The following is a 14,345-nucleotide window of genomic DNA, read 5'->3' on the forward strand; positions in this document are numbered from 1 at the left end:
GGACCGAGGTACACGAGTCGTCTTCGGCTGCTGTTCACCTGGATGATGAGCGGCGATTGTCCGCTTATGTGAGGCTTCGTCTCCTGTTGGAGCGTGACGGAGAGACGATGCTGTCCAAGAAAACCCACGCCGTGCTGACGACCGTGGCTGTCGCTGCCGGCACGCTGGTCGGTGCGAGCCCCGCGAGTGCCGACCAGCCGCACGTGCCGCCGGTCTTCCAGCGCACGGCCACGTATCCGGTCTTCCAGAACCGGCCGGCCGATGAGGACCCGGCCTCGGCGACCGTCGCCGAGATCTCGGCGGTCAGCGAGGACGGCCGGACCCTGATCTACACCGACGCGCTGGCCCGGCGGATCGGCTTCCTCGACATCAGCACGCCCGGCAGCCCGCACGGGCTCGGCACGCTGTCGCTGGCGGCGCTCGGCGACGCCGAGGACGAGCCGACCTCGGTGGCCGTGCTCGGCCAGTACGTCCTGGTCGTGGTGAACACCAGCGCCGGCTACTCCACCCCGTCGGGGCGGCTCGACGTCATATCGCTGCGCGACCGCAAGCGGGTCACCAGCTTCGACCTCGGCGGCCAGCCGGACTCCATCACGATCTCCAAGGACAAGCGGTACGCCGCCATCGCGATCGAGAACGAGCGCGACGAGGCAGCGACCCCGCCCGGGGGCGAGAAGGGCGGCCTGCCCCAGGCCCCGGCCGGTTTCGTGCAGATCGTCGACCTCAAGGGCACCTCGCCGCAGCAGTGGCGCACCCGGTCCGTGCCGCTGACCCGGCCCGACGGCACCGCGCTGCCCGTGCTGGCCGACGCCGGAATCGTCGAGCCCACCGACCCGGAGCCGGAGTACGTCTCCGTCAACAGCCGCAACCAGCTGGCCGTGACGCTGCAGGAGAACAACGGCATCGTCCTGGTGGACCTGCCGACGGGCAAGATCACCAAGGCCTTCAGCGCCGGCACGGCCACGGTGGACGGCATCGACACCGTCAAGGACGGCGTGATCGACCAGACGGGCTCGATCACCGACGTACGGCGCGAGCCCGACGCCATCAACTGGATCGACGACCGCTACCTCGCCACCGCCAACGAGGGCGACTGGAAGGGCGGCACCCGGGGCTGGTCCGTCTTCGACAGCCGTACCGGCGAGGTCGCCTGGGACGCGGGCAACAGCTTCGAGCGGATCGCCGTCCGCTACGGCCTGCACAACGAGGACCGCGCGGGCAAGAAGGGCACCGAGCCGGAGGGCGTGGTCGTCGCCACCTTCCACGGTGTGCGGTACGCCTTCGTCGGCTCCGAGCGGAGCAACTTCGTCGCCGTCTACGACCTGAGCCGGCCGACCGCCCCGGTCTTCCGCCAGGTGCTGGCCACCACCAACGGCCCCGAAGGACTGCTGGCGATCCCGTCGCGCGACCTGCTCGCGGTCTCCAGCGAGGAGGACGACGCCTCAGTCAACGTGCGGGCCTCGGTGAGCCTGTTCCAGTTGGGCGCGGGCACCCCCGCGTTCCCGAGCATCGTGTCGGCCCCGGACTCCTCCGGCGCGCCGATCGGCTGGGGCGCGCTCGGCGCGCTGTCCGCCGTCCCCGGCATGCCGCACGAGCTGTACACCGTCACCGACGCGGCGTACTCCGTCACCGAGATCATGACCATCGACACGTCGCGCCGGCCGGCGGTCATCACCCAGGCGCTCACCGTCAAGGACGCCGACGGCAAGCCGGTCGGCTACGACGCCGAAGGCATCTTCGCCCGGCCCCAGGGCGGCTTCTGGCTCGCCGTCGAGGGTGCCACCGGCGGCGGCAACAAGCTGGTCCGGCTCGACCACGACGGCGTGACCCAGCAAGTCGTCCCGCTCCCGGCGGACGTCGCCGCGGGCCTGGGCAAGCAGGGCTTCGAAGGCGTCACCGCCACCACCGACGGCGACGGCCGCGAGGTCGTCTGGGCCACCCTGCAGCGCGAGGTCAAGGGCGACCCGACCGGGATCGTCCGGCTCGGCCGCTACGACGTGCAGGCCGGCACCTGGAGCTGGTACGGCTACCAGATCGGCACCACCGCCACCCCCGGCGACTGGATCGGCCTGTCCGAGATCACCGCGGTCGGCGACAAGCTCGCCCTCATCGAGCGGGACAAGCTGAACGGCCCTGCCGCCGTGATCAAGCGCGTGTACACGGTCGAGATGCCGAAGTCCGCCGCCCCGTCCGGCCCGCTGCAGGTCCTGCCCAAGCAGCTCGCCCACGACGTGCTCCCCGACCTGCGCGCCACGAACGGCTGGACACAGGAGAAGCTCGAAGGGCTGACAGTGGGCGGCGACGGCCAGGTCTACGCCATGACGGACAACGACGGCCTGGCCGATGCGACCGGTGAGACGGTCTTCCTCCGTCTCGGCTCCAGCAAGAAGATCTTCGGCCACCGCTGAACCATCGCGGCACTCCCCCGAGCCGCCGCGGACAGCTGAATCCCGAACGGCCGCCGGCACATCGCCGGCGGCCTGTGGGTGATATCTGAGTTCATCAAGTCGCGCGCCGACTCGTGGCTCGACCGATTTCGCCGGCGCCTGTTTGCGAGGCCGCGGCCTTGGGATGCAGGTCGGTAAGGCTCAGCCGGTACGTCGGCTGTTCGTGCAAGACGACCCGGTGGGTCCTGCGGTCCGGCCCGACGTGAAGGAGTTCGCCGGGCTCCATCATGCGCCAGTAGGGGTTGTCGTCCATACGTTCGCTGGCGACCACGAACGCGGGGGCACCGGACAGGTCGCGGGAACGAATGCGCATGTGGCCGCCAGTGCCCGTGTGGTCGAGGTGCCGGTCGCCGTGGTGGCCGCCGGCGGAACGCGGGAGCACATACAACTTGTGCGTGTCGGGGTAACGCAGTGCCCACAGCTCCCCCGGGGCGGTGAGGACCAGATTGAGGGAGTAAACGGGAAGATTCCGGGCGATCCACCGGGCGGCGCGCTGGAGGCCGGCGGTGACGTCCCCGCCCAGCGCCCTGGTCTCGCGGGTGATCAGGGCGAAGAACCGCTCGGAATCGGTGTCTCCCTTGACCAGCGACCGATCCTCTCCCAGCTCCGCGTCGAGTTCGTCCAGGCCCTCGATCACCCCGTTGTGGGCGAAGAGCCGCCCCTCCTGCAGGAAGGGATGGGTATTGCGATCTTCCAGACCGCCGATGGACGCAAAACGGATGTGGGCGATGAAGGTGGTGGATTCCGCCTCCTTGGCCTCTTCGGCGAAGCACCGGTCTTCGTAGGCGGCGATGGGCGCCTTGTGGACCTCCGGGGTGCCATCGGCATCGAAATACCCCAATCCGGTCCCGTCCGGCTCACGTTGGCTCTGCTCCCTCAGGCTGTCCGGGGCCTCCAGCAGCCAGAACGTGGCATGCGTGCGTTGAGGAGCGCTGCTCAGGCCGAACAAACGACACACCTCGCCACCTCCTCCATCTGCCGCACCGCCGAGGTACGGCAGATCTGCCCAGAACCCGTTGCCGTACTCCCCTGTCCCGGCCCGGCCGCCTAGGAGAACCAGTTGGCGCCGAGTTCCTGGATGGTGGTGCTGCCCTTGGGCACCAGCAGCGCTTCGCTCAGCACGTTGTTGACGCTCTTGGAGTCATTGAGCAGGGCGAACAGGAAGAAGGAGCCCCCGTCGGCCGTACGGAAGCCGAAGACCGAACCGGTGCCGGCGAACCCGACGTACGCCCCCTTGTTGACCGCGGGGAACGCCTTGCGGCTGTAGCTGTTCCTGGCCAGGCGGTAGCCGGAGTCGCCCTCCTTCTTCCTCTCGCCGTTCCAGAAGTTCCGGTACTCCTTGGTCACGGCGCGCGCCATGGAGTTGTCCATGTCGGTGACGTAGCCGTCGGCGTCGAGCAGCGGCTTGGGCATCCGCCGGCCCCAGTGGATCGGGGTCGCGACGGCCAGCCTGAAGGACTGCCCGGGGGAGCGGAAGAACGCGAGCACGTGCGGGCGGACATGGCCCTTGGTGTCCTTGTAGGTCGCCTGCGCGATGAACCAGTCCCCGACCGACGGCTGCCGCTCCGGCCGGGGCAGGAAGACCGTCGGGGGGCCCGCCGGGTTGATCGGCTTGTGCTCCGTCTTCCACCCGAAGTCCTCATGGTTGCGTTCGAGCACACCCTCGTGCAGCGCCCCCTCGACGAACAGCGCGTCGAGCCGGGCGTTCGATTGCCACCACTTGCGCCTCTTGAGCGTCGCGTTGTACTTGCCCACCCACTCCTGCACGGCCTGCCTGGCCCGGGGGATGGTCAGCGCCGCCCTGGTCGCCGAGGGTGTGGGGGCGGCGCTCGCGGGAGGCGTGGCCTGTGAGGTCACCGGGGTCGGCGTGGGCGCGTCGGCGGGCCTGGAGACCAGCCTGGGGACCACACCGCAGCCGGACAGGCTCAAGACAAGAGCCACGATCAGCAGCCTTCCGCGCACGGCATTGACCCCCAAGACCGAGCATAGACATGACCAAAATAGACCATATCGGACGCCTGAACCGGCTATGCAAGGAGTGCCGCTCCACGTCCATGATCTCGAGGGATGGCTTAAGGTCCGGCCAGCTGGAATGTAGCGTAGCGTAGCGTCATGGAACGAATGAGTGATGACGAATGGCGTCAGTTCATCATGACCGGGACGCGCACCGGAAAGCTGGCGGTGGCTCCGGCTGACGGCATGCCGCACGTCACGCCGGTCTGGTTTCTGCTCGACGAAGACGAAGTGGTCTTCACCACCTCCGAGACCGGCCTCAAGGGCAAGGCCCTGAGCCGTGACCCCCGGGCCGCATTGTGCGTGGACGACCAGGACCCTCCGTACTCCTACGTACTGATCAAGGGCGATGTCACCCTCTCGCTCGACCTGGAGGAAATGCTGGTGTGGGCCACCGAAATCGCCCGGCGATACATGGGAGATGAGCGAGCCGAGGAGTACGGCATGCGCAACGCCGCCCCCGGGGAGTACCTGGTACGGCTGCGTGCCGACAGGGTGATCGCCCAGCGAGCCGTCGCCGGCTGAACAACAGGCCTCCTCGAGGCCCTACCGTCAATAGCAATCAAGGCGCTCACGGGCTCAACTTGTGGTTCGAGGACCGATTATGCCCGGGAGCTTGACGGCGATTAAACGTGCCCAACATTTCCGGTTCATATAATTAAAAAATGTGTTTCCCTTGAAATGGATCGTGGGCTCAGGTCTGGTCGTCGCCCTCATCCTGGCCGCCGGCCTGAGCGGGACCGCGTTGTTGCCCAGGGAGGACGCACCCAAGAGCTCCCCGGTCGCCGCGTCGATCTCCGGGTCGGGCTCGACCGCGCAGAAAGGCGCGATGGACGCCTGGCGTGCGGAGTTCAACCGCATCCACCCCGACCTGCAGGTGTACTACCGGCCCAACGGATCGGGAGCCGGCATCCGCGACTTCATCACCGGGACCACCACGTTCGCCGGCGCCGACGTCGCCATGCGACCCTCCGAACAAGCCCTGGCCGACCGGCGCTGCGGCAGCAGAGCCGTACACCTGCCCATGGTGATCGGCCCCATCGCCCTCGCCTACAACCTGCCGACCGTACCGGACCTCAAACTCTCCCCCGCCACCCTGACCGGTATCTTCACCGGCCAGGTCACCACCTGGGACGCCCCCCAGATCGCCGCGGACAACCCGCGAACCGCCCTGCCGCACTCCCCCATCCGGCTCTTCCACCGCTCCGACGATTCGGGCACCACACACAATTTCACCACCTACCTCCAAGCCGCCGGCGGATGGCCACACTCGCCCTCACGCACCTGGACCGGCGCCGGCCAAGGCGTCGCCGGCTCCCTCGGCATCACCCAAGCCATCGCGCAAACCGAGGGCGCTCTCGGATACGTCGAATACGGCTTCGCCAGCAATGTCCGGCTGCAAACCGCTCAAATCCGCAACGCCTCCGGCGAATACGTCGCTCTCTCCCCCCAAAGCGCCACCAAAGCCCTGCAAGACGCCCGCATCATCGGCAAGAACGGCGACCTGGTCGTGGCCTTCGACTACCGGACCAAAGGCAAAGGCGCCTATCCCATCGTCCTGATCACCTACGAGATCACCTGCTCGACCACCTCCGACCCCCTGGTGCGCACCTTCCTGCACTACACCGCCAGCGACGCCGGCCAGTCCTACCTCTCCCTGTACGGCTACGGCCCGCTCCCACGCAACCTGCTCGTCAAGGTCCGCAACCGGCTCGACGCCATGAGCTGATCCTGTACCGCTAGTTGTCCATGCCTGTGGCGGCGGATTTTCGGCTGATGGATCGCAGGTCGTCGAGTTCGCCTAGCGTGCCCAGGCCTCCTGCGCCGTCGTGACGCCCGCGCCCGTACGCAGCGACTCGCCGATCGCCAAGCTGATGAGGTGATCCTGGCACCCCTCGGCCAGCGGGTACGGCTCAGGGGCCTCGCCCCGGCACCAGTCCGTCATGTGGCACAGCAGCGAGACGACGGCCAGGTCGTCCTCGGAGAAACGCGCCCCCTGATACTCGTTGCGATAGACCACGCGCCCGTCGAAGCTGATGTGGTCGAGGTCGAACCCCTCCAGGTTCAGGTCGATGCCCGTCTGCCGCCGTATGAGGTGCGACTCCACCGGCGTCCTGGGGTCGGCCAGGCGCACGACGCGGTCGTCCACCAGCTCCCCCAGCGACCCCCGGATGACGATCCGGCGGGTTCGGAGCGGGTTCCACCACTGGTTGTCGGTGAAGTCGTACAGGCCCATCCCGCTGGAGAACTCCACAGTGGCGATCGTCGTGGCGACGTCCTTGGGCGTGACCTCACCCGCCCAGCCGTCCTTGGACAGCGGGTCCACGAGCGGGGCGGTGAACGAGCGGGCGTGCACGGTCGCGTCCTCGTACCCGGCCCCGAGCATGTGCCGGATCATCGACACCGCGTGGTACAGGTGCGTCGAAGAGATCTGCACGGACGTCACCTGCCCGATGACCCCCTCGCGCACCAACGCCAGCCGCGCCGCGTGCCCCGGCATGTGCAGGTACTGCTCCGCCACCTGCACCAGACCGCTGGACCCCACGGCCGACCACAAATCGCGCAGCCCGTCCAGGTCGGCCGCGGGCGGCGTCTCGGCCAGCACGGGGACGCCGAACCCGACCAGCTCCTTGGTCACCTCCGGGGTGACCGGCCACGGCACCGAAGGGATGACGAACTCCGGGCGCTCCGCGGCCAGCATGTCCTCAACGGTGCGGAACGTCGGCACCCCCCACCGGGCCTCCACCTCGGCCCCACGCTCCGCCGTCCGGGTGACCACGCCCGACACCGACAGCCGCTCGGGAAGCCGCCTGGCCAGTCGCAGGAAGAACTCCGAACGCCATCCGCTCCCGACCACGCCGAAGCGACCCGCAGGCCGAGCAGTCATGATGTCTCCCCGAGGTTCAAGGTGGCCCGCGCGGGCCGGGTGTGCCGGATATCGATCATCATGATTCACCTTTCGTCATCTCGTCGAGAGCCGCAGCCACTATGTGCAGCAGGCGAGGGGGACGCCGTCTCGTTTTCATGGGGGGTGCCTCACTTGAGAGGGGGGTGTGGGTCCCGCCGGGGCGGGACCGGGTTCGTGCCGCGTACCGGCTACGGCTGCCGGGGATGTCCCTTCGCCGCTACGTCTCCAGCAGGACGCGCACGTCCCATGGGCCGAGCCGCAGTTCCGCGCCCGCCTCGTGGGCTGTGTCGTGCAGGATGTCGCGCACGGCGACCGGGACCGCCACAGTGGTCTCCTGCCAGGTCCAGTTGTGCAGGAAGCGCAGCCGCCGCCCGTCCTTCGCGGTGGCGCCGGTGGAGGTGACGCCGACCGGCGCCGATCCCCAGGGGCCCGCGTCCTGGGCCAGCCAGCGGAACAGGGCCGCGCCCAGCGGCGCGTTCGGGACGGTGCCGACGTAGGTGATGCGGCCCCTGCCATGCGTGCGGGTGGTGACGGCGGCGAACTGGCCGAAGTGCGGATGCCGGTAGCCGGCCAGCACCTGTGCCCCGTCGGCGTGCAGGCCGTCGGCCCAGCGGGTGCCGGCCGCAGTGTCGGACAGGTCCAGGGGCGAGCCGTCCGCCGCCCGTACGGGTAGGTCGGTGTCGAGGTTGCTGAACTCGTCGTACCAGGCTCCGGCGGCGTCGGCGAGCCGGGCGGGCTGCACGTCGCGGCGCGCCCGGGCCTCATGGTCGGCATACGCGGTGCGCGGGCCCAGCACGAGGTGGCCGCCGGCCTCGGCGTAGGCGGTCAGCCAGTCGAGGGTGGCGTCGTCGGCCACGTACAGCCCGGCGGCCACCAGCACCGGCCGGCGCCTCGCGATCTCGGCCGGGTTCTCGGCCGTGGCCTGAGCGGCGTGCAGCACCCGCGTCTGTAGCCCGGCCTCGAACGCGCCCCGGTAGAAGGCGTCGAAGATGGCTTCGTAGGAGCGCCGGTCCGGGTCACCGTCGGGGAGCGCCAGCGCCGGCTGGGCGGCCATGGCCCATTTGCTGGGGTGGGAGTAGAGCATGGCGACGTCGGCGTCCGGGGTCAGGCCGGCTACCACGTCGCCTGCCTTCTCCAGTTCGGCGCCGATACGGGCGATCTCCCGGTAGGTGCGCCCGGGTCTGCCGCTGTGCGGCAGCACGCCACCCCAGTACGTCTCCGTGCCGAACACGAGCGTCCGCCACTGCCAGTACTCGATCATGGAGGCGCCCCGGGAGACGAGCGCCCAGGCGGCCTGCCGCCACTGCCCGTCGTAGGCGGGATGGTTGACCCACGACGGCCCGATGGCCTGGGCGTTGGTCTCGGTGACGAGGAACGGTTCCTGCCGGGAGGAGTACATGCGGTCGGCCGCCCGGTAGAGCGCCCACGTGTCCTCGGTCTTCCAGTGCTGGCCGCTGCTCTGCCCGGCCGGCAGGGTGAGCCCGTCCTGCATCGTGTAGTACGGGTTGCCCGCGGTGACGTCCAGCCGCCGGGTCAGGTCGTCGTCGGCCACGGCGGGCCGGTCGTAGGCGATGCAGGTGGTGACGAACTGCTCGGGCCGCGCGTACTCTCGCACGATGTCGGCCTGCCAGGCGATGAACTCGGTGACCTGGTCGGCCTGGAAGCGTCGCCAGGCCTGCTCGTACTGGGGCTGGGCGTTGCCGTCCGGGGTCCACAGGTCGGCCCAGTCCGACAGCCGGTGCGACCAGTAGACCAGTCCCCACTCTCGGTTCAGCGTCTCCACATCGCCGTACTTCGAGCGCAGCCAATCGACGAAGCGCTGAAAGACGCCGTGGTTGTGCAGGAGGTGCAGCCCCGGCTCGTTGTCCACCTGGAAGCCGATGACCGACGGGTGGTCGGCGTAGCGTTCGACGACCTTGCGGATGATCCGTTCGGCGTGGAAGCGGAACGCCGGATGGGTGAAGTCCATCTCCTGGCGGGCGCCCCATGGGATGCGGCGGCCGGTGGCCCGCTCGCCGGCGATCTCGGGGTAGAGCCGGGCCAGCCATGGCGGCACCGCGTACGTCGGGGTGCCCAAGATGACCCCGATGCCCCGCTCGTGCGCCCCGTCCAGCGTCGGCTGCAACCAGTCCAGGTCAAAGCGGCCGTTTTCCGGCTCCCAGGTGGACCAGACCGACTCGCCCACCCGGATGGCCGAGAAGCGTGCCTCGGCCATCAGGTCCAAGTCGGTCTTCAGCAGCTCGGCGGGGTGATACTCGGGGTAGTAGGCGGCGCCGAAAAGCACTCGCGACACAAAAGATCCTTCCGTGAGATTCATTGTTTGACACCGCCGGCGGCGAGCCCGCTCTGCCAGTAACGCTGCAGCATCAGGAACGCCACAACCAGCGGGATGATCGACAGCAGCGAGCCGGTGACGACCAACGGGATGACGTCGCCGCTGCCACCGGCGACCGAGGCCTGCGCGGCCCAGTTGGCCAGGCCCACGGTCACCGGGTACAGCGACGGGTTGTTGAGCATGATCAGGGGCAGGAAGTAGTTGTTCCAGGTGGCCACCAGGGTGAACAGCAGCACCGTGACGAAGCCCGGGGCGAGCAGCCGCAGCACGACCTTCCAGAAGATGCGGAACTCGCCGGCGCCGTCGATGCGGGCAGCCTCCAGGATGCTGTCGGGCACCGCGCCCTCGGCGTAGACCCGCATGAGGTAGAGACCGAACGGGTTCACCAGTGAGGGCAGGATGATCGCCCACGGTGTGTTGACCAGCCCGATCTCCGCGAAGATCAGGTAGGTGGGGATGGCCAGCGCGGTGCTCGGCACCATGATGGCCCCCAGCACCAGGCCGAAGAGCGCCTTGTTGCCGCGGAAGCCGAACTTGGCGAACCCGTAGCCGCCCAGCGCGCACAGCAGCGCCGCGCCACCCGCGCTCACCACCGAGTAGAGGGCGGTGTTGAGCAGCCACCGGCCGTACACGCCGTTCTCGGCGGCGAACACGTTCCGCACGTTGCCCGGCAGCGCGAAGTCGTCGCCGAACCAGAGCCCGAAGCTGGCGAACAGGTCGCCGGTGGTCTTCGTGGACGCCACCAGCAGCCAGAACAGCGGGAGCAGGAAGTAGATGAGGAAGGCCAGCATTCCGAGGGTCAGGAGAGGGCTGCGCCGCCTGCCGGTCCCGGCGCTCGCGGTGCTCGCGGTCCTCATGGCGGGCGCCGTTGCGGTGGTGGTCATGTCCGCCTCCGGGTGAGGGCGAGCTGGACGGTGTAGGACACCACGACGATGACGAGCCCGAGCAGGAACGACACCGCCGCCGCGTAGTTGAGGTCCTGGCTGGTGAAGGCCAGCGAGTAGGCGTACAGGTTGGGGGTGTAGGCGCTGTCGATGACGTTGGGCGCCAGGCGCTGCATCAGCTGCGGCTCGTTGAACAGCTGGAAGCTGCCGATCACCGAGAAGATCAGGGCCATCATCAGGGCGGGCCGCAGCGCCGGGATCTTCACACTCCACGCGGTCCGCCAGGCCCCGGCCCCGTCCACGGCCGCAGCCTCGTACAGCTCGGAGGGGATGGCGCGCAGCGCCGCGTACAGGATGATCATGTTGTAGCCGGCGAACTCCCAGGTCACGATGTTCGCCAGCGAGCCCAGCATGAGGTCGCCGCCGAGCAGCTTGGGCGCGGGCAGGCCGAGGCTCTCGGCGAGCTGGGCGATCGGGCCGAACTCGGGCCCGTACAGGTAGCCCCACATCAGCGCCGCCACGACGCTGGGCACCGCGTACGGCACGAAGATGCCGAGCCGGATGAACCGCGACAGCCACAGCATGCCGCTGTCCAGCGCGAGCGCGAACAGCAACCCGAGCAGCAGCATCAGCGGCACCTGGATGAGGAAGAACTCGGCCACCCGCAGCACGCCGCCGAGCAGCCGCTCATCCGTCAGCGCCCGCACGTAGTTGTCCAGCCCGACGAACGTGGTGCCGCCGATGAGCTGCTGCTTGAACAGGCTCAGGTAGCCGGCGTAGGCCAGCGGCACCACCAGCATGGCCACGAACACGACCATGAAAGGCGCGATGAAGAGATATCCGGCCGCCGCCCGGCGGGCTCGCGGCGCTGCCGTGACACTCACTTCGCGACCTTGAAGCCCTGGCCCTCGGCGTATGTGGTGATCCGCTGCTGCCACTGATCCAGGGCGGCGGCAGGGTCGGTCTTGTCGGCCAGGGACTTGCCCACGGTCTCGTCCCAATCCTTGACCGTCTGATCCAGGAACGGCGGCCAGCCGAAGTCGGCGGAGACGGTGTCACTGATCTCGGCGAAGACCTGATTGACGGTCTGCCCACCGTAGAACTCCGGCTTCTGCGCGGCGAACGCCGCATCGCCCAGCAGCGCCTTGGTCGGCGGGAACAGGAACTGCTCGGTCGCCATCATCTTGGCCGACTCGGGGTCGGTGTTGAGAAACTCGGCGAACTTCGCCGCGGCGATCGGGTTCTTCGTCGACTTGATCACAGCGCTGGTGGAGCCGCCCCAGTTGCCGGACTTGTTCTCCCCGGCGGCCCACTGCGGCAGGGGCGCGGCCCGCCACTTGCCGCTGGTGGCCTTGGCGCTGGTGGACAAGAACACCGGCCCCCAGGCGGCGGTCAGCCAGGTGGCGTACTTGCCCTTGTTGAGCGCCTGATACCACTGGTCGGTGAAGTCCGGGTCGGTCGAGACGACGCCCTCCTTGACCAGCCCGCCCCAGTAGCTCGCGAGCTTCTTGGACGGCTCATTGTTAGCGTTAACGCTGATCTGGTCGGCAGCCGCCATCTGGAAGGGTTTGCCGCCCGCCTGCCACAGCAGCCCCATCCACGCTCCGTTCTGGTTGGGGGCCAGGTTGGTGATGTAGAGGTTCGGGTCGGCGGCGTGCAGCTTGCGGGCCGCGGCCGCGAACTCGTCCCACGTCTTCGGCGGCTGGATGCCGTGCTTGTCGAAGATGTCCTTGCGATACAGCATGCCCATCGGGCCGGTGTCCTGCGGGATCGCCCAGACCTCGCCGTTCTTGCCGGTGATCTGGCCCCAGGTCCAGTCCACGAACTTGTCCTTCAACGCCTCCGCGCCGTAGGGCCGCAGGTCGAGCAGGCTGTTGGTGATGGTGAAGGTCGGGATGTACTGATACTCGACCTGCACGACGTCCGGCGCGCCGCTGCCCGCCTTCAGCGCCGTGCGCAGCTTGGTGTACTGCGGCACGCCCTGCCCGGCGTTGACCACGTTCACCTTGATCGCCGGGTACTTCTTCTGGAACAGCGCCACCTCCTTCTGGATGTCCGGGACCCAGGTCCAGAAGGTCAGCTCGGTGGGCGTCTGCATGGCCTTGTCGATGTCGGCCTGGCTGACGGTGGCCGGCGGCCGGCCGCCCGCGGGTTGCTGGGTCTCTGCGCCGCCTCCGCCGCCGCAGCCGGCGAGGCACAAGGTGGCCGCGGCCGCCGTGGCGAGCCACCGGGTGCGTGACATGGTCATGTCTTCTCCTCGGGGGGTTTCGTTGATCGGCGCACCACCAGGTGCGTGGAAGGGGAGTTCTGGGCGGCCGTGCCGGAGCCACCCTCGATTCGCTCAACGAGTAATGCCAAGCCATGCACGATGGTTGCCTTGAAGTCCTGGTGGATGGTGGTCAGGGGCGGTGACAGGTACGCGGCGGCTGGGATGTCATCCATCCCGACAACGCTCACCTGCTCGGGTACCGCGCGACCCGCCTCGGCCAGGGCGCGCAGCACACCGATCGCCATGTCGTCATTGGCCACGAACACCGCCGTGACCTCCGGATTCGCTGCGAGGATCTGTCCCGCGACGTAGCCCGACGCCGGCGACCAGTCGCCCTCGAGCATCGGCGGTTCGGGGGTGCCCGCGGCAGCCAGCGCCTCGCGCCAGCCTCGCACGCGGTCCCGCGCCGCCCACCACCTGCTGGGCCCGGCGACGTGCCACACGGTGGCGTGGCCGAGCCCGAGCAGATGCCCGGTGGCCTCCCGGCCCGCGTCCACGTTGGAAGGGCTGCTGATGATCATCTGTGTCTCGTCGAGCCCGGCGATCGGTCCCAAACTGAGCATCGGGACACCTGGGTCTATGCGCAGCTCCTCGCCGACGTCTATCGGCTCGGACAGCACGATGCCGTCCACGCCCTGCTCCAGCAGAGACTCCACGGCCTTCGCCACGCCTCTGTCGTCACCTTCGAGGGTGTTGACCACGCTGAGCGCGTAGCCGATCTCCCTGGCCCGCCGTTCCAGCTCGATCAGCTGCGAAGCCGGGCCGTAGAGTGCGCTGCCGAGCGAGACCACCCCGATGCGGTGAAAGCGGCCCAGGTTGAGCGCCCGGGCGGCGGTGTTGCGCCGGTAGCCGAGTTCGCGGGCCGCCGCCAGCACCCGCTCACGGATCTCGGCGCTCACGTACGGCTCGTCGTTCATGACGCGCGAGACGGTCTTCTGCGACACCCCGGCCAGTCGGGCGACATCCGTACTGCCCGGGGGTCTGCGCCTGGTCTCAGACATTCACAGCTCCTGGACTGACTACGTAGTCAGACTGCTGACTACGTAGTCAGCAGGTGGCTAGTACTGTGGTCCCGGGGCGAGCTGGTTGTCAAGAGAAGATTTCCGGATTGTTTCCCCGGTCCGGCGCACGGCCGGGTGCGGTCGCCACGAGGTGATCAGCCCGGACGGCGGCACCCGCCGCTGAGGAACCACTTCCGCCGCCTCGATCCGCCGACCGGCGGCCCCGCCAGGGATACAACTCCATAAGTGCTTATACGAAACACCGGGGAGGGCATGGAATACCACGGATTAATTGACCGCCCTTTGCCTCGCGTGTGCCTTTCGATCCACAGCGAGCGCCTGCGACCACAGAGTCCGGCCAGCGGCTCGGAATAACGTTTGGGGGAACGCCACGCAGGTGACGTTAATTGGCGGGACCTTGGGATCACCGCTGCCGACACCGAACCCTTCCGCTCTCAGAGTGCTACCACGCATGTGTTTCCCTGATG

At 68.6% G+C, this 14,345-nt stretch carries 11 protein-coding genes; 3 read left to right on the forward strand and 8 right to left on the reverse strand.

All coding sequences use genetic code 11. From position 1 onward, the window contains the following. Positions 1–107: 107 nt before the first annotated feature. Positions 108–2,408 (forward strand): esterase-like activity of phytase family protein, encoded by a 2,301-nt coding sequence (locus ACQPWU_RS57480; RefSeq protein ID WP_433435514.1) that lies wholly within the window; start codon positions 108–110, stop codon positions 2,406–2,408. A gap of 94 nt (positions 2,409–2,502) precedes the next feature. Here the strand turns inward: ACQPWU_RS57480 and ACQPWU_RS57485 are convergent, their stop codons facing one another. Continuing rightward, complete coding sequence (locus ACQPWU_RS57485) at positions 2,503–3,396, reverse strand: class II glutamine amidotransferase (RefSeq protein ID WP_433435515.1); 894 nt, start codon at positions 3,394–3,396, stop codon at positions 2,503–2,505. 98 nt (positions 3,397–3,494) lie between these two features. Further along, positions 3,495–4,388: a hypothetical protein gene (locus ACQPWU_RS57490; RefSeq protein ID WP_433435516.1), complete on the reverse strand. Its 894-nt coding sequence runs from the start codon at positions 4,386–4,388 to the stop codon at positions 3,495–3,497. 180 nt (positions 4,389–4,568) lie between these two features. Between ACQPWU_RS57490 and ACQPWU_RS57495 the strand changes: the two genes are divergently transcribed. Together ACQPWU_RS57495 and pstS are read left to right on the forward strand one after the other, a co-directional pair. Then, positions 4,569–4,985 (forward strand): PPOX class F420-dependent oxidoreductase, encoded by a 417-nt coding sequence (locus ACQPWU_RS57495; RefSeq protein ID WP_433435517.1) that lies wholly within the window; start codon positions 4,569–4,571, stop codon positions 4,983–4,985. Between the two features lie 151 nt (positions 4,986–5,136). After that, positions 5,137–6,189, forward strand: a complete 1,053-nt coding sequence (pstS, locus tag ACQPWU_RS57500) for a phosphate ABC transporter substrate-binding protein PstS (RefSeq protein ID WP_433435518.1) — start codon at positions 5,137–5,139, stop codon at positions 6,187–6,189. 72 nt (positions 6,190–6,261) lie between these two features. On the opposite strand, the gene ACQPWU_RS57505 is transcribed toward pstS, so the two are convergent. The 6 genes from ACQPWU_RS57505 to ACQPWU_RS57530 all read right to left on the reverse strand — a co-directional run bounded on the left by ACQPWU_RS57505 (position 6,262) and on the right by ACQPWU_RS57530 (position 13,857). Next, on the reverse strand, positions 6,262–7,347 hold the full coding sequence (locus tag ACQPWU_RS57505) for a Gfo/Idh/MocA family protein (RefSeq protein ID WP_433435519.1): 1,086 nt from the start codon (positions 7,345–7,347) through the stop codon (positions 6,262–6,264). A 238-nt stretch (positions 7,348–7,585) separates the two neighbouring features. Continuing rightward, on the reverse strand, positions 7,586–9,661 hold the full coding sequence (locus tag ACQPWU_RS57510; RefSeq protein WP_433435520.1) for a beta-galactosidase: 2,076 nt from the start codon (positions 9,659–9,661) through the stop codon (positions 7,586–7,588). A 20-nt stretch (positions 9,662–9,681) separates the two neighbouring features. After that, entirely contained in the window at positions 9,682–10,587 is a 906-nt protein-coding gene (locus ACQPWU_RS57515) for a carbohydrate ABC transporter permease (RefSeq protein WP_433435521.1), read from the reverse strand. Next, positions 10,584–11,471 (reverse strand): carbohydrate ABC transporter permease, encoded by an 888-nt coding sequence (locus ACQPWU_RS57520; RefSeq protein ID WP_433435522.1) that lies wholly within the window; start codon positions 11,469–11,471, stop codon positions 10,584–10,586. The genes ACQPWU_RS57515 and ACQPWU_RS57520 overlap by 4 nt, the downstream gene beginning before the upstream one ends. Continuing rightward, the gene (locus ACQPWU_RS57525; RefSeq protein WP_433435523.1) at positions 11,468–12,835 is read right to left on the reverse strand and encodes an ABC transporter substrate-binding protein; all 1,368 of its coding nucleotides are present in this window, start codon (positions 12,833–12,835) and stop codon (positions 11,468–11,470) included. Before ACQPWU_RS57525 ends, ACQPWU_RS57520 begins: the two co-directional genes overlap by 4 nt. Continuing rightward, positions 12,832–13,857 (reverse strand): LacI family DNA-binding transcriptional regulator, encoded by a 1,026-nt coding sequence (locus ACQPWU_RS57530; protein WP_433435524.1) that lies wholly within the window; start codon positions 13,855–13,857, stop codon positions 12,832–12,834. Before ACQPWU_RS57530 ends, ACQPWU_RS57525 begins: the two co-directional genes overlap by 4 nt. Positions 13,858–14,345 lie beyond the last annotated feature (488 nt).

It is taken from the genome of Nonomuraea sp. CA-141351 (assembly GCF_050944675.1).
In the GTDB taxonomy this organism is placed as follows: Bacteria; Actinomycetota; Actinomycetes; order Streptosporangiales; family Streptosporangiaceae; genus Nonomuraea.